We start from the raw sequence: 22,943 nt of genomic DNA, 5'->3' as shown, positions 1-22,943 counted from the left end.
CCTTTGAACTTTCGGGTAACAAAGTAAGCAACGGCCGATGGGATTTATCCACATAGGTTGCAGGCCGGGGCCGGGTTACTTACTTTCGTCACAAACACATATGAAAGTAATTATAGCCGAGAAACCATCCGTAGGGCGAGAGATAGCCAAAGTATTTGGTGCTACAAACAAGCACGACGGTTACCTGGAAGGTAAAGGTTATACGTTTACCTGGGCTTTTGGGCACTTGTTACAACTGGCCGCGCCGCAGGAGTATGGCTATTATGGCTGGAACGTACAAAACTTGCCTATGTTGCCAGCTAAATTTAAATTAACGCTTCGTAAAAAGGATGGTAAAGAGGATGCGGGTGCTAAAAAGCAACTGGATATTATCAAAAAGCTATTTGACCAAGCGACTGAGATCATTGTAGCAACGGATGCCGGGCGCGAGGGTGAGCTTATCTTCCGCTATATCTATTACTTTCTTAAATGCAAAAAGCCCTTCAAGCGGTTATGGATCTCATCACAAACAGATGAAGCTATTAAAGATGGTTTCCGGAACCTGAAGCCGGGTTCAGATTACGACACTTTGTTTAGTTCGGCGCATTGCCGTTCGCAGTCGGATTGGCTGGTAGGAATGAATGCGACGCAGGCTTTGAGTTTGGCTTCGGGTAATAAAGGGGTTTTATCATTGGGTAGGGTGCAAACACCAACGCTGGCAATGATTTGCGCCCGATACCTGGAAAACAAGAATTTTGTACCGCAGCTTTATTACCAGGTAGCTATTCAGCCGGATAAAAATGGCCAGGCATTTCGTGCCATTTCAGAGAAGAATTATAAAACAAAAGAAGAAGCGCAAGCCATATTAGACGCTGTTGAAACTACGGGTAATATTTTAGCGGTGGAAGCTAAGCCCCGTAAAGAACCGCCACCTTTGTTGCACGATTTGAGCAGCCTGCAGCAGGAAGCCAATAAACGCAAGGGCTTTACCGCTGATCAGACACTGGGATTGTTGCAGAATTTATATGAAGGTAAATTAGTTACTTATCCGCGTACCGGTAGCCGCTACATAGGCGATGATGTTTTTGCTCAAGTGCCGGATTTGATCAGTAAATTGACAGATCATCAGGCTTTTGGCAAGCAAGCCACCTTACTAACAGGTGCAAAATTGAGTAAACGAAGTGTTAATGCCAAAAAGGTAACCGATCACCATGCCTTATTAACTACCGGCGTAACGCCGTACCAGCTCATGCCCGATCAGCAAGCTATTTATGATATGGTGGCAGGACGGATGCTGGAAGCTTTTCACAAGGATTGTATTAAGGAGATCACCAAAATTACTATACTCTCGGGCTCGAAATTTATAGCCAGCGGTACCGTTATCCAAACACCGGGATGGCGCGCGGTGTTCAACGATAAGGATGAGGAGAAAAAAGATGAAGAAAATCCCACGCTGCCTAAAGTAATACAGGGGGAAGACCTGCCTATCCTGAATAAGGCCGTACTTGAAAAGCAAACCAAGCCCAAGCCGTTGTATAATGAAGCCAGTTTGCTAAAAGCCCTGGAAACTGCCGGTAAGGAAATTGAAGATGAAGAATTACGGGAAGCAATGAAAGAAAGCGGCTTAGGTACACCAGCCACCCGGGCGGCTATTATAGAAACGTTGATAATGCGAAAATACATCCTCCGGGAAAAGAAAAACCTGGTACCCACCGAAACTGGTCTGTCGGTATATGAGATCGTGAAACACCAGCGTATTGCGCAAGCGGAACTAACGGGCAACTGGGAAAAACGATTGGAGGAAATTCGCGGCGGTGCTTCTGTGGCTGATTTTCAGGAAGAGATTAAAACTTATACCCGAACTATTACGCAAGAATTGTTACAATCCGGCAAAACGATGCTTAAGACGGTTTAAGCGGCCATTCGTAATCTGCCTGGAAAAGGGCAGTATCAGTATCCCAAGTATTGCTATAAGTATACAATTAAAAGTGCCGAATTTTTAAGCGTGGTTTATCAGAACTTAATTTATCTTTGGGGCTTAAATTTACAATAGCAATTTACATGGCAAAGGCATCTGAAATTAAAGTAGGAAATATATTACGCTTTAACGGCGAGTTGGTAACTGTTACCGAAGTTTTACACCGCACTCCTGGTAAGGGAGGGGCGTTTTACCTGGATAAATTTCGTAATATTAAAACCGGTAAAATTGTTGAAGCCCGATTAGCAACAGATGAGCAGGTGGAGATTTGCCGCGTAGAAACCAACGATTTTCAATACTTGTACGAAGAAGGCGAATCTATGGTGATCATGGATAACGTTACTTTCGACCAGCATAACATCCCCAAGGCTTTATTTGGCCCGGCGGTTAGGTTCCTTAAAGAAGGTATGAACGTAATTGTGTCTTTTGAAAGCGAAGAGCCTATTATGGCACAAGCCCCTAACTTTGTGGAGTTAGAAATTACCTACAGCGAACCTGCTGTTAAAGGCGATACTTCATCGGGCGCGTTAAAAGCCGCTACTACCGAAAACGGCGTGGAAGTTAAAGTGCCTTTGTTTGTAAACCAGGGCGATAGAATTAAAGTTGATACCCGCACCGGCGAATACGTTGAGCGCGTTAAATAATTTCATACCATAATATATTGGAGCCTGGATAACTCATCCGGGCTTTTTTGTGGCTATTTAGTTAACCAGGTATTTATCCTTTTTCCTATTCTGAATAAATGCATTAGGGGTAAAGGAGCGGACACCACCCACCAAAAAGCGTTCATTCAAGTAGCGTACAATGATAGCGAGCAGGCAGGTAAGCTGAACCATAAGGTAGTTCATAAACTAAAATACAATAAAATCACAAAAAAAGGGATGCGTTTTTGCACATCCCCGTTTAAATTATTGTTGGTAAAATCAAGCATTTTTATGACATTTTTCCGTCCTGAAAACGACTTTCAAACGCCTTTTTTTCGACGTATATGGTATAAGAAAAGATGCGTTTGTTTATGACTAAATTTCATCACATAAATTACTTATTTTGCAGTACCAATTATTGTAAAGTTTAGTAAATGAGAACCGGTGGCTTATATAAATTTATACTGATTTGTTGCAGCGCATTATTTTTGCTGTTGTTGCACGCAGGCAATGTGAAGGCCTCGGATAAAATTGACAGCCTGCAAAAAGTACTCAATACCATCCTTGATAATAAAAAGCAGAACGACCAGGCGAGGGTAGTGGCGATTGATAAAATCAAATTGGAGCTTAAGTCAAACTACTCGTCGCTAAACGCGAGGTATGGGTATTACCAAAAATTGTTTGATGCCTATAAATCTTTTGTTCACGATTCTGCCTACGTATACAGCAAAAAGCTGAACGTATGTGCCTACCAGCTAAAAGATCAAAACAAGATAAACTACGCCAAGGTTGATATGGGCTTTGTGCTTATATCTGCCGGGATGTTTAAAGAGGGGCTGGATACATTGAGCAAGGTGAACACCCGCTACTTAAACGGTCAGCAGAAATTTCAATACCTGTTCCTGCAGGCCCGCAGCCATTTTGATATTGGCGATTTTGATAAGATAGACGATTACTACTTTCACTACAGCGCCATTGGCCTAAAGTATTGCGATTCGATACTGAATACGCACAAACCAAACACTTACGAGTACCTTTCGGCTGCTGGGTTGAAGGCTTTGCGCAACGCGGACTACAAAGCGGCTTTAGTGCCTTATTTGGCTATTATGAAACTGCCGCAAACCTATCAGGACAGCGCGGTTAACTTAAGTTGCCTTAGTTTTATTTACTTTTTAAACAAGAACAACGATCTGGGGATGCAGCATTTAATGCAGGCGGCTATAATCGATAACATGCACTCCACCAAAGAATCTGTAGCACTTACAAATTTAGCAACAAGATTGTATGAAAGTGGTGACACAAAAAATGCATTTCTCTACATTCATAATGCTATAAACGACGCTACCTTTTACGGCGCCCGCCATCGCGAAGCACAAATAAGCAGCATATTGCCCATTATTGAGAACGAGAAGATCAACGGGATAGAGAAACAAAAGCGCTCGCTGATGATGTATGCTTCTATTATTACGCTGCTCATTGTGGTGGTCATCATCTTCTCGGTGATCACATCGCGCCAGCTAAAGAAACTGCGCATTGCAGATGAGATCATCGTTAAAAAGAACAACGACCTGAATACGGCCAACGCGTCGCTCACCAAGGTTAATAATACGCTTGATCAAGCCAATCGCTCGCTTACCCATACCAATATTAAGCTGGATGAAGCCAACATGATCAAGGATGAGTACATTGGCAACTTCTTTAACATCCACTCAGATTATATCGAAAAGATCGACCGCCTTAAACGCTCGATAGAAAAAATCGTAAAAGAGAAACGCTACGACGAGGTACAACTGGTGTTAAACCGCCTCAATACCAATTTTGAGCGCGAGAACTTGTCGCATAGTTTTGATAAGGTGTTCCTCAATATCTTCCCGAATTTTGTGGAAGATTTTAACCTGCTGTTTGATGCCGGCCACCAAACCAACCTGTCCGAGGGGCATTTGTTGAACAACGAACTGCGCATCTTCGCGCTGATAAGGTTAGGGATAGATGAGAACGAAACCATCGCCAAGATCCTTAACTATTCGGTAAACACCATCTACACTTACAAAACCAAAGTGAAGAACCGCTCCTTTTTACCCAATGATGTATTTGAGTACAAAGTGATGGGCATTAAAGCCGTTAAAGATCTTCCGGTAATAATTTAATTTCCTTTTTTGTTTACAAATCCGATATTATGGGCACAAACATGCCCTGTTTACTCCCTAAAATTCTGTAACATAGTGTATCAAACTTCCATTTTTTCAATATTGCGTTCATAATTATCTATACAAACCAATATGAAATAATTAATTAAATATCTGATTATCAATATATTAATAATGTGTTTCTCTTTCTTTTTTTAATATCTAAATCCATACATATTGTATGTACGCGTAAAGCTCTTTTACTTTGATTCTGGTGCCGCTCTCATAACGGCAGCCTAATTATTAAACCAATTAAACCGTTTTAAATGAAACACATTTCCTTATTCAAGTACGGCTTGACCGTGTTTTTCCTACTTTGTGCTACGCTAACTTTTGCGCAAAATGCAACCTTTAAAGGTAAAGTGGTTGACGAGAACAACCAACCTTTACCAGGCGCCGTAGTTCGCATAAAAGGTACCGAGATAGCTACCGCTACAGATGTAAACGGTGCCTTTGAGATCAAAAGCGCACAGCAAGCAATTGTGGTAAGCATAACCTTTGTTGGTTATGATGTAACCGAAAAAACGATGGTGGCTAATCAGTCATTTACCGTCCAGATGGCGCAAAACTCAAAATCACTGTCAGAAGTGGTGGTTGTGGGTTACGGCACCAGCCGTAAATCAGACATTACCGGTTCGGTATCTAACATTGGTGCTAAAGACCTAAACCCCGGCCCAATTACCAACCCGCTGCAACAGCTGGCAGGTAAAGCGGCAGGTGTTAATATTTCGCAGGTAGGCAGCGAGCCGGGTGTATCGCCAAGTGTGCGCATCCGTGGTATAACGTCGCTGCAAGGCGGTAACGACCCCTTAGTGGTGGTTGATGGCATCCAGGGTAACCTTGATCTGTTAAACCAGGTGCCGCCAAGCGAGATAGCATCGGTAGACATCCTGAAAGACGCGTCTGCAACCGCTATCTACGGTTCACGTGGTGCGCCGGGTGTTATTTTGGTTACTACAAAAAAAGGTATAGCAGGTAAAACCAGTGTAGAAATCACCGAGAATACTTCAATAGACGTGATCGCTAAAAAACTGAAGTTTTTGGATGCCGCGGGTTGGTCAGCGCAAGCTGCTGCACAAGGTGTAGATGCATCTGCAAACCACGGTTCCAATACCGATTGGTACAACATCCTTACCCAAAACGGTGTTACGCAAAACCATACGCTGGCATTTGGCGGCGGCGCTAATGATTTTAACTATCGTGCATCGGTAACCGCTATAGATCAAACTGGTATCGTTATCAATTCGGGTTATAAAAAATACATAGCCCGTATCATAGCAACCCAAAAAGCTTTAGATAACAGGCTTACCCTTACCATGAACCTGAACAGCGGCATCAACAAAACCACTTACAGCCCAACAGGGGTAGGTAACGTTGCCTACAACTCCAACCTTATCAGCCAGGCGTACGTTGCAAGGCCTACCGACCCGGTATTAAATGCCGACGGTACTTTCTACCGAGACCCCAACGTGTTCCAGTATACCAACCCATACGCGGTGGCCACTACCATCAAAAACGATAACAGCATTAACAATCTTTTTGGCAGCTTAAACGCTAACCTCGATATTTATAAAGGGTTATCGGCAGGGTGGTTTGGCAGCTGGAGAAAGGTTGACGAAAATTCGGGCTACTACGCACCGGTTTCATCAACTATCCAGTCAGCTATTGATTTTAAAGGCGTTGCTAACGTGAATAACAAGCACACCGATGAGAAGTTGATGGACATTAACCTGAGCTACAAACACGATTTTGGTTTGCACCATATTGATGGTACAGCCGTTTACGAGTGGCAGGCCCAAACCTACAATGGCAATTTTGCCCAGGCCAAAGGTTTCATTAATGATATTGCTACCTACAACGCATTGCAATTAGGCGATATTTCAAGAGCTACCGTTGGCGATATTTCATCATACAAAAATGAGAGAAGGCTGGTATCGTTCTTAGGCAGGTTCAATTATTCGTACAACAATAAATACTTGTTAACCGCAAGCTTCAGGCGCGATGGTTCAACCGTGTTTGGTGTGAATAACAAATGGGCCAACTTCCCATCGGCATCATTGGCATGGCGTATAGATCAGGAAGATTTCATGAAAAACCAAAGCATCTTTAGCTCATTAAAGCTACGTGGCGGTTATGGTGTTACAGGTAACCAGCAAGGTATTACGCCTTACAACTCTATCCCGTTAGTGGGCCAGGCAGGTTCGGTTTATTTTGGTGGTGCCATTATCCCTAACTATGCGGCAACGCAAAACTCAAACCCAAATTTAAAGTGGGAAACAGTTAAACAAACTAACTTAGGTTTAGATTTTTCGTTGTTTAACGACAGGCTTTACGGTAGTGTTGATGCCTATTCATCAAATACAGACAATCTTTTATTTAACTACACCGTGCCACTTGTTGGGCCGTTTTTAACAGGTAATATACTTGCAAACGTGGGTAGTTTAAAAAGGCAGGGTTTAGAGTTTGCTTTAAGCTACGCCGTTATCCGGAACAGCAAAATGACCTTGACCCTTGCAGGTAACGGATCTATCATGAAGAATAAGGTAACAAGCCTTGGCGGTAACATCCAGGGTTACGATATCCCTACCAACTATGTATCATGGGGTGCAAATGCATACCTGATCCAGGGCAAGCCAATTGGCACTTACCTGATCTTGCAGCACGATGGCAAGAATGCCAACAATGCCGAAACTGTGATAGATCAAAACAAGGATGGCAAGTTTGATAGCAGCGTGCAAAGTGCGGATAGGATGGAAGAAGGCCAATCGTTACCTAAATATAACTACGCGTTTACACCAAGCTTTAGCTACAAAAACTTTGATGTATCTATGGTATGGCGTGGTTCCGGCGGTAATAAGATCTATAATGCTATCAGGCAAAAATTTAGCCTGTTAGAAAACCTGGGTAAATCAAACCTGCTGCAAAGTGCTGTCCCGTTGGGAATTGCCTCTACAGAGTACGGGTCTGACCTTTGGTTAGAGAATGGTTCTTATTTAAGATGGGAAAACCTGTCTTTTGGCTACAAGATAAATGTTAAGGCCAAATACATTAGCGCGTTCCGTGTATCGTTAACCGGCCAAAACCTGGCATTAATTACAGGCTACAGCGGTTTAGATCCTGAACTGGATGCAAGCGGCGGCAGCTCATCAGGTGTAGATAACGGGGTGTACCCGCGTACCCGTACCTTCTCTGTAGGTTTAAATGTTGTTTTAAAATAACCAATCATGAAAAAAATATTACTAATTACCGCAATTGTTGGCCTGGTTACCCAAAGTTGTACCAAGGTTAACGAAAACGTTTACGATAAATACGGTACCAACGAGTTTTACGCGTCGCCGGCAGGTGCCAATGTTGCTTTGGCCAACGTTTATAGCAAAATAACCGGCAGCTGGGGAAGCAACTACGCTGGCCGCGATAATTGCTGGTACGATCTGAACTCGTACTCGAGCGACGAGCAGGTGATACCTCACCGTAACACGGGCGATTGGCAGCTTGATTTTGCGCAGCTTTACACCCGTACTGCACAAACAAACCTGAGTATTATCAATAACACCTGGAACTGGGTCTACTCATCTGTCTACAGCGCTAACCTTGCAATTGCCCAGCTAACCGCGGCAAAGGCCGACCCGGCAAAAATTGCCGAAGCAAAGGTGATAAGGGCATGGTTATATTATTTGGCTATAGATGATTTTGGCGATGTGCCGTTCTATACCGATAACAATACCGATGTATCTAAGATACCACAGGCTAAACGTGCAGAGGTTTTCAAATTTATTGAGAAAGAATTAAAGGAAAATGTAGACCAATTATCTGAAACCCGCGGCACGCAGTATTATGGCCGTTTTAACAAATGGGCAGGTTATATGGTGTTGGCAAAGCTTTACCTAAATGCGGAGGTTTATACCGGCACACCGCGTTGGGCCGATGCACTTGCCGCGGCTAATAAAGTAGCAACAGGTGGCTTTACCTTACATAGCGGCGCATTAAACGCAAGTAGCCCGCTTGGCTCGCAGTACTATGAGTTATTTGGCGACGTTTGCCCTAACGACGAAACCATCCTGGCTTTGTTTATAACCGAAAACGTTATTAGTGGTAATATAATGGGCATCCGCAGTTTAAACAGCGCCAATGGTAAAGCCCTCATCGGTTATTCGGGCTGGAACGGTACGGTTATCCCGTCAGAGTTTTACGATAAGTTTGATGATAAGGACGTTCGTAAAAAGCAATTCCTTGTTGGTGCCCAAGCGGGTAGCGTTACCTACACCAGGGATGTGTCATCACTGATTGACCCGGGTGCTGCACCAGATGAAGGTATCAGGGATGTTAAATTCTTCCCTGCCGCACCTGTTGATGCCAGTGGCGCTTCAAACGATTTTCCGGTGTACAGGTATGCCGATGTATTGCTGATGCAGGCAGAGTGTAACGTACGCTTAGGCAACCCAGGTGCTGCTGCACCTTTCATTAACCAGATAAGGACAAGGGCAGGTTTAGGCGCAATCGCCGGCCCAACGCTTAACAATATTTATGATGAGCGCGGCTTTGAGCTAAACATGGAAGGCCACCGCAGGCAGGACATGATTCGTTTTGGTAAATTTACTTTAGCGCATGGTTTTGTACCAACATCACCTGCCTACAAGCAAATATTCCCGATACCTACGGGCGCGCTTGATGCCAACCCTACATTAAAACAAAACCCCGGTTATTAATCAATTAATAAACATGAAAAAATTAATATACCTTTCAATTGTACTTTTTGCAGGCTTGGCGGCTTGTAAAAAAGAGGCGGAGATAACCAAGATGACAACCGTGTCATTTGTTTCGGAGCCAACCGTGTCAAAAAATGCGGTAACCCTTTCTAAGTCTAACGATACATCATCCGTTGTAACGTTTGCATGGCCGGCGGTTAAGTACCCGGTTAAGGCATCGGTAACTTATACCTTGCAAATAGATGTTCCTGCAGATACTGTGGGCAACAACGCCTGGGCAAACGCCAAAACGGTTGTGGTAGGTAAGGATGTGCTAAGCAAATCTTACTTAGGTAAAGACCTGAACACCATGGCGCTTAACCTGGGTTTAACACCCGGTGCGCAAGGTGCGCTGGTAGTAAGGATCCAATCTTACCAGGATCAGTACGCTTACACCAAGGCGCTTACTTTAAAGGTAACACCTTACCAGCCTGTTGCGGTGTACCCGTTATTGTATATCCCCGGCAACTACCAGGGATGGAACCCGGGCGAAGCACCAACCGCGGCAGCGTTAAAACCCAAAATTTACGAGGCGTACATTTACATGCCTGCTACGGAAAACTATTACTACAAATTTACCACCGCGCAGGATTGGAACCATATTAACTATGGTGACGGGGGCAACGGTGCAGTTACCGGAGATGGTTTAGCAGGTGGTTTGGTAGCGCCTGGGCCCGGCTACATGCAGTTATCCATCAACCTCAATACCAATACCTGGTCGGCAGTGAAAACCACCTGGTCAATATTGGGCGATGCCTCACCGGGCGGATGGGATACCGATACCCAGCTTGCTTACGACCCTGCAAAAAAAGTATGGAGCGTAACCTGCGACATGAAAAGGGCGGGTTCATTCAAATTTCGCGCTAATAATGAATGGAAAATTGATTTTGGTATTGACGCAGATGGTAAACTTACTTATGCTGATAGCCCTGTTTATGGGAATGTATCGGGCATCAATAACATCACCGTACCGTCGGATGGTAATTACACCCTTACGCTTGATCTGCACGATCCGTCAAACTACAATTACACTATAAAGAAAAATTAATTCATGGGGCGGTGCCTGCCATCGCCCTATTTAATTTAATATCATGAAATTCAAACCAACACTAATGAAACTGCTGCTTTTATCGCTCGTAACCATTTTTAGTTTTTGTAAAAAGGATAGCAATAACAACGTTAAAACTGATCCGGCTTATGCGCAGTACGGTACCCCATTTGCCGGTGTGCCCGCTACAACCGATGCCGCAATTTACCAGGTAAACCTGCGTGCATTCAGCCAAAATCACGATTTTAAAAGCATAACCGCTAAGCTTGATAACATCAAAGCCCTTGGTATAAACGTAGTTTACCTGATGCCAATTTACCCGGTAGGGGTAGTAAAGTCTGCAGGTGGCTTAGGCTCGCCTTACTCAGTTAAGGACTACAAGGCTGTAAATACCGAATTTGGTACACTGGATGACCTGCGTGCTTTAGTTGATGCCGCGCACGCGAAGGGTATGGCCGTAATGCTCGATTGGGTTGCAAACCATACCTCTTGGGATAACGCCTGGACAGCTAACAAAAGCTGGTACAAGCAGGATGCGAACGGCAACTTTATCCCTCCCGCAGGCACCAATTGGTCGGACGTAATTGCGCTCGACTATACCAATAAAGATATGCGTGCCGCGATGATAGACGCCATGAAATACTGGGTTTACAACGCCAATATCGATGGTTACCGTTGCGATGCCGCCGATTTTGTACCGCTTGATTTTTGGAAAGAAGCCAATGATGCCATGAAAAGCATCACCACCCACAAGCTAATGATGCTTGCCGAGGGTACCCGCGCCGATCATTTTAAGGCCGGTTTCCAAATGGTTTATGGGATGGGTTATTATTCAGACCTGAAGAACAAAGTTTTTGATGCAGCCAGCTCATTAAGTGTGTTGCAAAACACTAACACTGCCGAATATGCCTCGGCATTGCCGGGTTCGCAGGTGGTTAGGTACACTACCAACCACGATGTTTACCTTAGCGATGGCAGCCCTGTAAATATTTATGGAGGCAAAACAGGCTCAATGGCAGCATTTCTGGTAACGGCTTATATGAAAGGTGTACCGATGATCTACAACGGACAGGAAGTAGGCACCACACAAAAGATAGATTTCTTTTATAATACACCTATCGATTGGACAACCAACCCGGATATGACCGCCGAGTACAAGAGCATCCTAAACTTCCGCGCCGGCAGCGATGCCGTTAAAACCGGCGACCTGACCGTTTACAGCAGCGATAATGTGGCCGCGTTCACAAAATCTAACGATAAACAAAAAGTTTTGGTGATAGCTAACATACGTGGTAATAACGCAACTTATACCGTGCCGCCAGCGTTGGCAGGCGCAGGTTGGAAAAATGCTTTCACAAATACTGCGGTAACTTTAGGCAGTAGCCTTTACCTGCAGCCTTACCTGCACATGGTATTAGTGCAATAAAAATTATCGATTAATTTTTATATTTGGTTTAAGCCCGCGGTTGAGATGACCCGGGCTTTTTTATTGTCGAAGAGTTATCTGCATATGATGTTTATTTTGCCATTAACTTTTAAGTTTGCGCGTTAAACCTATATATGCAGCACGTACTTGATAACCCCATCTATAATGCCCTTGCAACCGGTAGCAAACATCTTGCTGTTGGCGACAGCTACGTTATGCATTTCCAAAGGGATATTGCGCCGTTTGCGGGTTTAGCGGATGTTACCGAAGATAACTTTACTGCTTTGCGCGATATGGTGCCTGATAATGGGCCTTACGTTTTCTTTAGTACGGATGAAATTAAATTCCCCGAACAATGGCAGGTTGTTAAGACTTTTGAAATGAAGCAAATGATTTACGATGGGCCGATCCCGGCACACCAATCGGCACAAAATATTACTGATCTGGGCGAGGGGCATATCCCTGAAATGCTTGCCTTAACCGAACTTACCAAACCCGGTCCTTTCCTGCATCGCACTATTGAATTTGGCGAATACACAGGCATTTTTGCTGACGGTAAGTTAGTCGCCATGGCAGGTCAGCGTATGCAACCACTGCCTTATGTAGAGATCAGCGCGGTTTGCACCCATCCCGATCATCTGGGAAAAGGCTATTCCGGCATTTTACTGAATGAGCAGATCAAACGCATTATGGCAGCAGGGAAAGTTCCCTTCCTGCATGTACTGGCCGATAACCCGGCTGTAAGGGTGTATGAGCATGTGGGCTTTAAAAACCGCAAAGATATTTTTGGATACGTGTGTAATATTTGATCAGATCCCCGAATATGCCGTTGGCACCAACATGGTTGATGTTATTTTAGATACCAGCAAAGCATCGGCATAACCCGGTACTACGCTTATCTTTTTCCATTGCGCGTCATCTACAAAGCTTTTCCAATGGGCGGCTTTATTTTCCATATCCTTAAAAGTAACCATGTAGGTTAGGTTCGGCCTGTCGTTACCAATAATGGTTTCGCCGAAGAATACCGGCTTAAAGCCAAGGCGTTTAAAAATATCAATTTCGCCCTGGTCGTTAAACATCTCTATCTTTTTTTTACCGGCAGCTTCGCTCGCGCTTTTATACTGGCGAAGTTCAAAGATGCGCTGGTCGCGCGGAGGGAGTTGTTTTGAAGGCATGTGCTTAAACGCCTTCATCATCGAAGTTTCCAGGTGCTCAAATGCCGGGTTATCCGCCGGGGCGTTCAGGTAGGCTGCGCCGCGTGTCCAGTAATCCTTATTATCTTCTAAAAAATAATACAGGCTTTCCGCATGCACATAAGTGTTAAAAGGGATCAACACATAAAGTTTTGTTTGCCCCGCGGGGTTTAATTCCGTAAAAACACCTACGGTTTCGTATCGTTTCTGCTTAATAAGCGGCACAAAAACATCCCTGTAAAAATCTTCGGTAATTTTTTGCTGGCGCTCGTCTTTAAAAGTGTAAACCCTAAGTTCGTAGTGTTCTACATTGGGGATCTTATCTTTTAAAGGTTTGGATTGTGCCATGGTTGCTATAGGAGCAATAGCGGCGGCGGCGCCACTTATTAATGATCCTTTTACGAACGAGCGTCTTTGCATTTTATTTACAGATTGGTAGGCCTAATATAAGGATATTATTTTATTCAAAATCCTCGTCGTCTTCATCCTCCGGTTCGGGCACGTAGTTGGTAATTGCCTGGCCAATGGCATCAACTTCGGGGTCGTTATCAAACATGGGGGTATCGGTTTCCGGGTTTAGTTTTAGCCAAACATTATCGGTGTCTTTTTCTATTTTGCCAAACTCGGTTCCGGCCTTAAATATGGTGTAAACGTTATCTTCTTCGGGGAAAACAGCGTATACAACTCCGCTTACCAATACATCAAATGGTTCTTGTAACTCTTGCATAGTATATAATAAAGAGCGCAATTTACCATTTTTACAAATACCGCTTTAAAAGATAGCGAAAAGTTTACCCATTGATTGCTTATTTAAGCGCATATTCATTTACATTTGTGCCCACAATTGCAGCGGCCGGGGTATTATAACTTTGGCCGGTTTTTAGCAGTATAATAAGCATGAAAAGAGTTGTTATTACGGGCCTTGGTGTAGTATCGCCTGCGGGGAACGATATTAAAAGTTTTTGGACAAACATTGTAGCTGGCCGTAGTAACGCTGCTAAAATAACCCGTTTTGACGCAAGCGGTTTTAAAACCCATTTTGCCGCCGAGATAAAAGATTTTACAATGCTTGATCACCTCGATCGTAATGAGATAAAACGTAACGATCTTTACACCCAATATGCCCTGGTTGCTGCCAAAGAAGCTATTGAAGATTCGGGTTTTGAGCTGGATAAGATGTCGCCGTTTGATGTGGGTGTTATTATGGGTTCGGCACAGGGAGGGTTCGAGACTTTTGAAAAACAGGTGCGTGATTATGCCGCTAACGGTTTTCAACCGCATTTTAACCCCTTCTTTATCCCTAAAACTTTGGTAAACATGGCTTCGGGACTTATTTCTATTAAATACGGTTACATGGGAATCAACTTCTCCGCTGTATCGGCTTGTGCATCTGCTAATACTGCCATAATGGATGCCCTTAACTACATCCGTTGGGGTAAAGCAAAAATTATTATAACCGGTGGTGCCGATGCGCCTATCAGCGAAGCATCTATTGGTGGTTATAACGCTTTAAAAGCTTTATCAAACCGTAACGATTCGCCGGAGACCGCTTCCCGCCCGTTTGATGTAGATCGGGATGGCTTTTTGATGGGCGAGGGTGCCGGTGTTTTGGTATTTGAAGAATACGAACACGCCGTAGCCCGTGGCGCAAAAATTTATGCCGAGGTTGCCGGTGCAGCCATGACATCTGATGCTTACCACATTACTGCTACCCACCCTGAAGGTAAAGGCGCTATCCAGGGAATGAAATATGCCCTGCATGATGCCGGTTTAAACGCGGATCAAGTGGATTATGTGAACGCACACGCTACCTCGACCCCTGTTGGCGACCTTAGCGAATCCAAAGCGATAAGCGCGGTATTTGGTGGTAACGACAACCTTGCCGTAAGCGCGACAAAATCTATGACGGGCCACCTGTTGGGTGCTGCCGGTGCGATAGAATCCATCATTGCTATAAAAGCTATCACAGATGGTATTATCCCGCCGACAATTAATACGGAAACCATCGACCCTGAGGTTCCTTCTAATTTGCATATTGTAATAAAAGAAGCTATCAACAAAAAAGTTGATGTGGCTTTAAGTAATACGTTTGGCTTTGGCGGCCACAACGGTATAGCACTGTTTAAAAAGGTATAAGCTATTTTTAATATATTTATACCGATGGATAATAGTCTTTTGCTTAACAGTATTGCCAAATACGTAACGCTCGATGAGCAGGAAGAGCAACAGCTGTTATCCATCCTCCATTATAAAAAAGCCAAACGCAAACAGTTTGTTCTCGAAGAAGGCGATATCAGCTCCAAAATAATTTTTGTAACTAACGGATGCCTGCGCAGTTACGCGGTTGATAAGAATGGTACCGAACACGTACTGCAATTTGCCCCCGCCGGCTGGTGGATCACCGATATGCGCAGCTACATCACCTCCGAGCCTGCCCGCCTCAACATCGACGCTATCGACGACAGCGAGTACATCTTCATCACGAAAAATGATTTTGAGGAGCTAAATCTTAAAGTCCCCAAGTTTGAGCGCTTTAACCGTATCATCGGGCAAAATGCCATAGCTACGTATCAGCACAGGCAAATAGACAATGCCATCTTTGCGGCGATGGAGCGTTACGCTAACTTTTGCCAGCTTTACCCATCGCTCATCAAAAGCCTCCCACAAAAACAAGTAGCCTCATACATTGGAGTTACCCCCGAGTTTTTGAGTAAGATGCTGAATACGCAGATTGTTAAATAAAAAAACACCTGTCATTTCGAACGATAGTGAGAAATTTGTTAGCTATGTTTAGTGACCATCATGCGTGTCTAACAGGGTTTCTCCTCGTACCTCGTTCGAAATGACAATCTTATCTTTACCTCTTAACCTACATTAAGTTTTCTTCTTAATCTGCCATAAGTATTGCCCTTAACCTACATTATTGGGCTGCTTAGGCGTGCAGGCTATCTTTGTTATATCAAATTGAAAGAGATATGAAAAAGAAGATCCAACACATACTTGCAGGGCGCGAAAAGCAAATAACCAAAGAAGAAAGAGTAATGCAGCCATTGCCACACATGGATTTCAGGTTTGCTAATCCGTTCATCGCGCTGCATCATATGGGGCCAAAGCAAATTACGCCGGGGCAGGAGTTGAGGATCCACCCGCATCCGTACTGTGGGTTTGCACCGGTTACCTTTCAGCTGCAAGGCGAAGGTTACCACAAGAATAGCGCAGGCCACAATGGCATTATTAACGCAGGCAATGTACAATGGATGTTTGCAGGTAAAGGCGTTCTGCACAGCGAAGGCCCCACGGCCAATTTGTTGAAGAATTGCGGCACACAGGAACTGATACAATTATGGATTAATGTACCCAAAGCCAATAAATGGGATGAGCCAACCTATCAATCGGCTACCAAAACGCAGCAGCCAAATGTGTTGCAGCAGGAGGGTGTAAACCTGAGATTGGCAAGCGGTACGTATGATGGCCAAACAGGCCCGATAAAAAGCATCACCCCGGTGGTATCAATTGTTGGTGAGATAGCACAGGGCAAAAAAATACAAATGATGGCAACCCCGGGTAACTGGACATTACTTTACATAGCCAAGGGTAGCGTAAACGTAAACCAGGAAACAGTAAGCAAGTACAATTTGGTGGTGTTTGAAAAAGATAACGAAGAGATCATCCTCACCGCCGAAGAAGATACGCAGATCCTGTTCCTGAGCGCCGAGCACATTGATGAGCCGGTTGTTGCTAAGGACAATTTTGTAATGAACACCGCCGAAGAAATTAACCAAGCAATTGAGGACTACAAGAATGGCTTATTCGGCACACTTGAATTTTAAACAGAAACTTATACATTAAATATAAAACTTACACGATCATGGAAAATACAATCAACGGTATCCACCACATCACAGCAATAGCAGGTAATGCCAAACGCAATTACGATTTTTATACTAAAGTATTGGGCCAGCGCATGGTTAAAAAAACTGTGAACTTTGACGACCCCGAAACTTATCACTTATACTACGGCGACAAACAGGGTACGCCCGGCACTATTCTTACTTTCTTCCCATGGGAAGGTGTACAAACAGGCAGGAGAGGCGCAAGGCAGGCAACCGAAATTGGTTACTCCGTACCCGAAGGCAGCTTTAATTTTTGGTTAAAACGCTTCGAAAAACACAACGTTACCTATAATAAGGTAGCCGAAAAATTTGGCGAACAATACCTTACATTCTTAGACCCCGATGGTTTAAAACTGGAGTTGATAGCCTCTAAAACTTTAGACACCCGTTTAACATGGGAAACCGATGAGATCAAGGCAGATAACGCAACCAAAGGTTTCCATAACGTTACCATCACTACCAACGAAATGCAGCCAACGGCCAACATTTTAACCAATGTATTTGGCTATAAATTATTGGAGCAACACGTAAACCGTTACCGTTTTGTAACCGACGCAGTGGACGGCGCTAATATAGTGGACCTGGTAGAAGTGCAGGGCGAAGTTGCCGGGCATGTTGCAGGTGGCTCTGTTCACCACGTGGCATTTAGGGTTAAAAACGAAGAAGTATTAATGCAATACCGTGATAAGATAGCCGCTTTGGGTTTAAATATCACTGATAAGATAGACCGTAACTACTTCTACTCCCTATACTTCCGCGAACCGGGCGGCGTATTGTTCGAAATAGCAACCGATAACCCGGGCTTTAGCGCCGACGAATCTGTTGAAGAGTTAGGCCAAAATCTTAAATTGCCTGAACAACACGAACGTTTACGCAGCCATTTAGAAAAATCGTTACCAAAATTAGACTAAGTAATGTACACACACAGTAAACAAATAAGCATTGGCGGCGCACCAGCCGCCAATGCAAAAGCTGCCCTCATTATGTTACATGGCAGGGGCGCTTCTGCTTTAGATATCATGCGGCTTGCCGGCGAGTTTAATGCTAAGGACATTGCCATTTACGCGCCGCAGGCAACCAATAATAGTTGGTACCCCTACAGTTTTTTAGCGCCTGTAGAGGAGAATGAACCGGCTTTAAGCTCTGCACTTTCTATAATAGATGAAGTAGTAGCACAGGCTTTGGCCGATGGCTTTACTGCCGATAAAATTTACTTTGCAGGTTTTTCGCAGGGGGCATGTTTAACGCTGGAATATATTACCCGCAACGCCAAACAATACGGCGGCGCGGTAGCTTTTACAGGTGGGCTAATTGGTGAGGGGTTAAACCTTGCCAATTACAAAGGCGATTTTGCAGGCACACCTGTACTAATCACCACTGGCGACCCTGATCCGCATGTACCGGTAAGCAGGGTGCATGAAAGCTTTGAAGTGTTGAAAGGAATGAATGCGAATGTGACCTTGAAAATATATAAAGGCCGCCAGCATACCATTAGTTTTGACGAGATTGCATTGGCAAACCAACTTATATTTAAATGAAAAAACTGATCGATTATTTACTGGCGCTATGGACATCGCGCCAGTTTAAAAAAGTAAGAAAATGAATTACGAGGATATTGACATCACTAATAACGAAGCCATCCACAACTTTGAGTTTGTGGTAGACGGGCATCGCTCATTTATCGATTATAAAACAAAAGGTGATAAGATCTACCTGTTGCACACCGAAGTGCCTGCCGAATTAGAAGAACGCGGTATTGCTGGAGTAATGGTTGAAAAGGCTTTTAAATACATTGAAGAAAAGGGTTTAAAACTTGTGCCACTGTGCAGTTATGTGCAATCTTATTTAAAACGTAACCCGGGGTGGGATAGAATTTTAGCCTTACATGGAAACATTTAAATTAACCCGCGTATACGCCGATGCAGATGGCGAAAGCCGTTTTAATGAGGTTGAATACCCATTGACAGATGCCGGGCCGATAGGTCACTTATCTCAAAACGTAGCGGTTAAGCAAGTACAGTTCAGGAAAGTACCCACGGGATATAATGATCTGCATAACGCGCCGCAAAAGCAATACGTAGTTTTGTTGGATGGTGGTGTGCAGATAGAAACTTCTACGGGTGAGAAAAGGTTATTTCAGCAAGGCGAAATATTGTTAATGGAAGATACTACAGGCAAAGGCCACCGCAGCAGTAACATGGAGCAAAAAGAGCGAAGCTCACTCTTTATCATCTTTTAAAGCAGCAACACATCTATGCGGTGTGCATGCACCATATTTAATTCTACCGACCAGGCGAAAACTGTAAACTGACCATCCTGAGATGCTACCAGCGCCACTGCATCATGCTGATCGCTTACAAACTGGGCGGCTGCCAAATGGCGGCTGCCACCACTTTGGGCAGGGTGCATCCTTACGGCCTTGCCATCGGCAACAGGTTCTGTCATGATGATCTGGCCTACAGGCATGCTTGTTTCAGACCGCGCGGCCTTTGCGCCAAAGGCCAGCAGATCATATTTATCTGTAATAATGGTTGCGCCATCCACAGCGGTAAAACCGCCTATCAGGTCAATAGCTTCCAGTAATGATTCCTGCCACTCCAGTTTTTTGCGCTCCTGTTCGGTTAATGCCATTAATTCATCTATAGATCCGTAAGCAGGTATTACCGGGTATTTAATGGGTTGTACTATAGATTCCTTCCACTTGCTTGTACCTGCAGGTACCATTAATACCAACCCACCACGTTTATGCTGGCGCATAGATGTTGCCAGTTGTACCAACACGTTAAACGATTCGCCCATATAAGATGGTAGCGGCATGTTGGCAAGCGATTTAAGCAACTGCTGGCAATCGGCTACGCCCATGGTGGCTTCGTCTAAAACTTTTATCTGGTCGCCTTGTAAAACTGCTACGTTAACAAACTTACCAAAGCCATCAACACGGCGGTGTTTAATCACTAACAGTCCCGGTTCTATCACTTCCAGTACAAAACAAATAGCAGGCACGCTGTGCGTGGTTCCCCAGATAAACAGGTCGTCGCCATCAGGCCAAACACCCAGGTGGATGCCCGGCTGTTCAACAGCTGGTGCCAATTTGATCAGGTTTTGTGTGGTGAGTCTTAATTTCTCGCCAAAAATTAATGGCTTGTCGGATTGTGAGGGCTGTAATAATGCCAACGAAATATTTGGTGAACGCCCTTCCTCGCGCCTCATGCTGGCCCAAAACGCGGTGTCAATAACTACTTCAATGATGTGTTCATCGGGTGCAGTAGCCACGTTACTATCGGGTATATTTTGCGCCTCCGACTGGTGCTTCTTAAAATGCGCCTCAATTTCGGGGGCAACTATACGGGCCGGGAGGTAGGTGGGTTCAGATAGCATCGGTACAAACGTTTTTCAATACAATAATAGTTAATATCCGCGGGCATTAGTGTTAACGTTATGTAAGTAAAAATTGTTTGGGGATAGTGTGACGAATGAGGTTGTCAGTCTGAGCCTGTCAAAGACTTTTACGGTTTGCTAATGGTTCTACAGGCTCATCATGACAATTCTGACTGTTGAAAATTAACCGCGCTAAAGCTTTTAGTATTTGCCTAAAATGGTTTACTTTGTAATTATGCCGGTGTTTATAGCGTCATTAAATTCGGGGAGTAACGGCAATTGCTATTACGTTGGTAACGAGCACGAAGCGGTGCTGGTTGATGCCGGCATATCCTGTCGCGAAACAGAAAAGCGAATGCTGCGCCTCGGGCTTTCCATTCAAAAAGTGAAGGCCATCTTTATTTCACACGAACATTCTGACCACATTAAGGGCCTGGCCGTACTGGCTAAGAAATACCGCCTACCGGTTTATGTTACCGACGGCACAGTTCACCATTGTGGTGATATACCTAAGGAACTTTGCGTCAGCTTAAGATCTTACGAATCGGTGAGGATAGGTAGCCTTGAGGTAATGCCGTTCCCAAAACACCATGATGCTGTGGAGCCGCATAGTTTTATGATCAGCAACGGTGATACCCGCATTGGTGTATTTACAGATATTGGCGCGCCCTGCGAGCATCTGATCCGCCATTTTGCGAAATGCCATGCCGTTTTCCTGGAAGCCAATTACGATGAGGAGATGATGGAGCAGGGCAGGTACCCGTTCTTTCTGAAACGCCGCATCCGCGGCGGCAAAGGCCACTTATCCAATAAACAGGCGCTGGATATGTTTATCGGTCATAAACCCAATTACTTGAGCCATGTTTTGCTGGCGCATTTATCAAAAGATAATAACTGCCCCGACCTTGCCCTTAAAATGTTTACCGAACATGCCGGCGATACGCACGTTTGTGTTGCTTCGCGATACGAGGAAAGCCCAGTTTTTGTGATAGACCCACAGCCGCTAGCACCGGGCGAAAGCAATGTATTCAACCAAATTACCGGGCAGTTTCAATTTGCAATAGGTTTATAAAGCAGGGGTGTCTCACTAAAGATTAAACAACGTGGGATTAAAGTGCAAATAATTAATAATCAATATATTACAAAATAATATTTTGCAATTTTAATTAAAGTAATACTTATTAAAAATTAAGCTAACTAATTTTAAATAAGTTATTTATATATTTTATGAGGGGTGTCTCACTCGTTTCTAAATGGGACAGAATGAGACACCCACCAACACCGCCTTTAAAAGACCCTTTTTCGCCCTCCATATGCTCGAGATACTTCATCAGGACGACCATTTAATAGCCATTAACAAACCGCACGGACTGTTAGTGCACCGCTCATCCATCGCCGCCGATGCCGAGGAGTTTGCCCTGCAATTACTGCGTGACCAGGTAGGGAAAAAAGTAAACCCCGCCCACCGTATAGACAGGAAGACGGGCGGAGTATTACTCTTTGCGTTTGATAAGCCTACCGAGATAGCCATGCAGCAGGCCTTTATGGAGAACCGGGTGAAAAAGAAATACCTGGCCGTTTTGCGTGGTTATACGCCCGATGCCGAAGAGATAGACTACCCGCTGCGTAAAGAGAACGGCACCTTACAGGAAGCGTTAACTAAATATGTAACCTTGCAACGGGCAGAGTTGGATGTGCCTTTTGGCAGCCATCCAACATCAAGATATTCGCTAATAGAGGCATCGCCTGAAACAGGAAGGATGCACCAGTTACGTAAACACTTCGCCCATATATTTCACCCCATTATTGGCGACCGCACGCATGGTTGTAACAAGCAGAATAAATTTTTTAAAGAAACCTGGGAAATGGAAACCATGCTGCTGCACGCGTCGCAATTGACATTCATGCATCCGGTTACGGGGGCGGAAATAACTATTAATGCACCATTGCATGACGAGTTTAAACGGGTAATGGAGTTGATGGGCTGGGCGGAGTTATCCCCGGCTATTAAATAACTTTAAAATTCTTTTGGCTAAAGCTATCTAAGCTTATTTATAAACCGTTGGCTGAAGCCAACGGCAATGATTTTGCAAAGACTTAATTTAAAAATTCATTCCCGTTTCATTTATGGAACGGATAGCGTAAACAAGCGCATGGCTTTAGCCCAAAATGCTAACAATAACTTATATTTGCGGTATGAGCAATAACGATATCATGAAAAAGCTTCGTGTGGCCCTTCAGCTGCGCGATGACCAGATCGTCGAGATACTAAAACTGGCTAATTTTCGTACTACAAAGACGGAATTGAGCGCTATCTTCCGTAACGAAGATCATCCAAACTTTCAACCCTGTAAAGACCAGTTGTTGCGTAATTTTCTGAATGGTTTAGTATTGCACCTGCGTGGCCCTAAAGTAGAGAAGCCCACAGAGTCTTAAGTCTATAGTTGGTAGTCTTAAGTTTTCTGAGTATAGA

22 protein-coding genes are annotated in these 22,943 nt (G+C 44.2%); 18 read left to right on the top strand and 4 right to left on the bottom strand.

The window, feature by feature from the left end; translation table 11 throughout:
* The first annotated feature begins 100 nt into the window (after window positions 1–100).
* Window positions 101–1,894 (top strand): DNA topoisomerase III, encoded by a 1,794-nt coding sequence (gene topB / locus NAF17_RS06970; protein WP_252757261.1) that lies wholly within the window; start codon window positions 101–103, stop codon window positions 1,892–1,894.
* A gap of 146 nt (window positions 1,895–2,040) precedes the next feature.
* Window positions 2,041–2,601: an elongation factor P gene (gene efp, locus NAF17_RS06965; RefSeq protein WP_252757260.1), complete on the top strand. Its 561-nt coding sequence runs from the start codon at window positions 2,041–2,043 to the stop codon at window positions 2,599–2,601.
* Window positions 2,602–2,658: 57 nt separating this feature from the next.
* Here efp and NAF17_RS06960 read toward each other — a convergent pair whose 3' ends face one another.
* Entirely contained in the window at window positions 2,659–2,805 is a 147-nt protein-coding gene (locus tag NAF17_RS06960; protein WP_252757259.1) for a hypothetical protein, read from the bottom strand.
* A gap of 290 nt (window positions 2,806–3,095) precedes the next feature.
* Here NAF17_RS06960 and susR point away from each other — a divergent pair, with 290 nt between their 5' ends.
* From susR to NAF17_RS06930, 6 genes are all read left to right on the top strand, one after another.
* A complete protein-coding gene (gene susR, locus NAF17_RS06955; protein ID WP_252757258.1) occupies window positions 3,096–4,748 on the top strand; it encodes a SusR family glycan utilization regulator in 1,653 nt (550 codons plus the stop codon).
* Between the two features lie 305 nt (window positions 4,749–5,053).
* On the top strand, window positions 5,054–8,005 hold the full coding sequence (locus NAF17_RS06950) for a SusC/RagA family TonB-linked outer membrane protein (RefSeq protein ID WP_252757257.1): 2,952 nt from the start codon (window positions 5,054–5,056) through the stop codon (window positions 8,003–8,005).
* Between the two features lie 6 nt (window positions 8,006–8,011).
* Complete coding sequence (locus tag NAF17_RS06945) at window positions 8,012–9,493, top strand: RagB/SusD family nutrient uptake outer membrane protein (RefSeq protein ID WP_252757256.1); 1,482 nt, start codon at window positions 8,012–8,014, stop codon at window positions 9,491–9,493.
* Between the two features lie 13 nt (window positions 9,494–9,506).
* Complete coding sequence (locus NAF17_RS06940; RefSeq protein WP_252757255.1) at window positions 9,507–10,580, top strand: SusE domain-containing protein; 1,074 nt, start codon at window positions 9,507–9,509, stop codon at window positions 10,578–10,580.
* A gap of 43 nt (window positions 10,581–10,623) precedes the next feature.
* Window positions 10,624–12,006 (top strand): alpha-amylase family glycosyl hydrolase, encoded by a 1,383-nt coding sequence (locus NAF17_RS06935; RefSeq protein WP_252757254.1) that lies wholly within the window; start codon window positions 10,624–10,626, stop codon window positions 12,004–12,006.
* A 134-nt stretch (window positions 12,007–12,140) separates the two neighbouring features.
* A complete protein-coding gene (locus NAF17_RS06930; RefSeq protein WP_252757253.1) occupies window positions 12,141–12,815 on the top strand; it encodes a GNAT family N-acetyltransferase in 675 nt (224 codons plus the stop codon).
* On the opposite strand, the gene NAF17_RS06925 is transcribed toward NAF17_RS06930, so the two are convergent.
* Together NAF17_RS06925 and NAF17_RS06920 are read right to left on the bottom strand one after the other, a co-directional pair.
* Window positions 12,816–13,619, bottom strand: a complete 804-nt coding sequence (locus tag NAF17_RS06925) for an NIPSNAP family protein (RefSeq protein WP_252757252.1) — start codon at window positions 13,617–13,619, stop codon at window positions 12,816–12,818.
* 40 nt (window positions 13,620–13,659) lie between these two features.
* A complete protein-coding gene (locus NAF17_RS06920) occupies window positions 13,660–13,926 on the bottom strand; it encodes a hypothetical protein (RefSeq protein ID WP_252757251.1) in 267 nt (88 codons plus the stop codon).
* Between the two features lie 170 nt (window positions 13,927–14,096).
* Here NAF17_RS06920 and fabF point away from each other — a divergent pair, with 170 nt between their 5' ends.
* From fabF to NAF17_RS06885, 7 genes are all read left to right on the top strand, one after another.
* On the top strand, window positions 14,097–15,335 hold the full coding sequence (gene fabF, locus NAF17_RS06915) for a beta-ketoacyl-ACP synthase II (protein ID WP_252757250.1): 1,239 nt from the start codon (window positions 14,097–14,099) through the stop codon (window positions 15,333–15,335).
* A gap of 24 nt (window positions 15,336–15,359) precedes the next feature.
* Complete coding sequence (locus tag NAF17_RS06910; RefSeq protein ID WP_252757249.1) at window positions 15,360–15,941, top strand: Crp/Fnr family transcriptional regulator; 582 nt, start codon at window positions 15,360–15,362, stop codon at window positions 15,939–15,941.
* Between the two features lie 233 nt (window positions 15,942–16,174).
* Window positions 16,175–17,029 carry a pirin family protein gene (locus NAF17_RS06905; protein ID WP_252757248.1) on the top strand — a complete coding sequence of 285 codons (855 nt, stop codon included), beginning with the start codon at window positions 16,175–16,177 and terminating at the stop codon, window positions 17,027–17,029.
* 38 nt (window positions 17,030–17,067) lie between these two features.
* Window positions 17,068–18,003, top strand: a complete 936-nt coding sequence (locus NAF17_RS06900; protein ID WP_252757247.1) for a ring-cleaving dioxygenase — start codon at window positions 17,068–17,070, stop codon at window positions 18,001–18,003.
* A gap of 3 nt (window positions 18,004–18,006) precedes the next feature.
* Window positions 18,007–18,630, top strand: coding sequence for an alpha/beta hydrolase (locus tag NAF17_RS06895; RefSeq protein WP_252757246.1), 624 nt, complete (start codon window positions 18,007–18,009; stop codon window positions 18,628–18,630).
* 61 nt (window positions 18,631–18,691) lie between these two features.
* Window positions 18,692–18,991, top strand: coding sequence for a GNAT family N-acetyltransferase (locus NAF17_RS06890; RefSeq protein ID WP_252757245.1), 300 nt, complete (start codon window positions 18,692–18,694; stop codon window positions 18,989–18,991).
* Complete coding sequence (locus NAF17_RS06885; protein ID WP_252757244.1) at window positions 18,978–19,331, top strand: cupin domain-containing protein; 354 nt, start codon at window positions 18,978–18,980, stop codon at window positions 19,329–19,331. The genes NAF17_RS06890 and NAF17_RS06885 overlap by 14 nt, the downstream gene beginning before the upstream one ends.
* Here the strand turns inward: NAF17_RS06885 and NAF17_RS06880 are convergent.
* A complete protein-coding gene (locus NAF17_RS06880) occupies window positions 19,328–20,470 on the bottom strand; it encodes a putative sensor domain DACNV-containing protein (RefSeq protein ID WP_252757243.1) in 1,143 nt (380 codons plus the stop codon). The genes NAF17_RS06885 and NAF17_RS06880 overlap by 4 nt on opposite strands.
* 217 nt (window positions 20,471–20,687) lie before the next feature.
* Between NAF17_RS06880 and NAF17_RS06875 the strand changes: the two genes are divergently transcribed.
* From NAF17_RS06875 to NAF17_RS06865, 3 genes are all read left to right on the top strand, one after another.
* Window positions 20,688–21,542 (top strand): MBL fold metallo-hydrolase, encoded by an 855-nt coding sequence (locus tag NAF17_RS06875; RefSeq protein WP_252757242.1) that lies wholly within the window; start codon window positions 20,688–20,690, stop codon window positions 21,540–21,542.
* Window positions 21,543–21,783: 241 nt separating this feature from the next.
* Window positions 21,784–22,485, top strand: coding sequence for a pseudouridine synthase (locus tag NAF17_RS06870; protein WP_252757241.1), 702 nt, complete (start codon window positions 21,784–21,786; stop codon window positions 22,483–22,485).
* A 181-nt stretch (window positions 22,486–22,666) separates the two neighbouring features.
* Window positions 22,667–22,906, top strand: coding sequence for a DUF1456 family protein (locus NAF17_RS06865; protein WP_252757240.1), 240 nt, complete (start codon window positions 22,667–22,669; stop codon window positions 22,904–22,906).
* The last annotated feature ends 37 nt before the right edge of the window (window positions 22,907–22,943 follow it).

The sequence above is a fragment of the Mucilaginibacter aurantiaciroseus genome, assembly GCF_024055595.1.
Lineage (GTDB): Bacteria > Bacteroidota > Bacteroidia > Sphingobacteriales > Sphingobacteriaceae > Mucilaginibacter > Mucilaginibacter aurantiaciroseus.
This window is presented reverse-complemented; position numbering and strand designations above follow the sequence as displayed.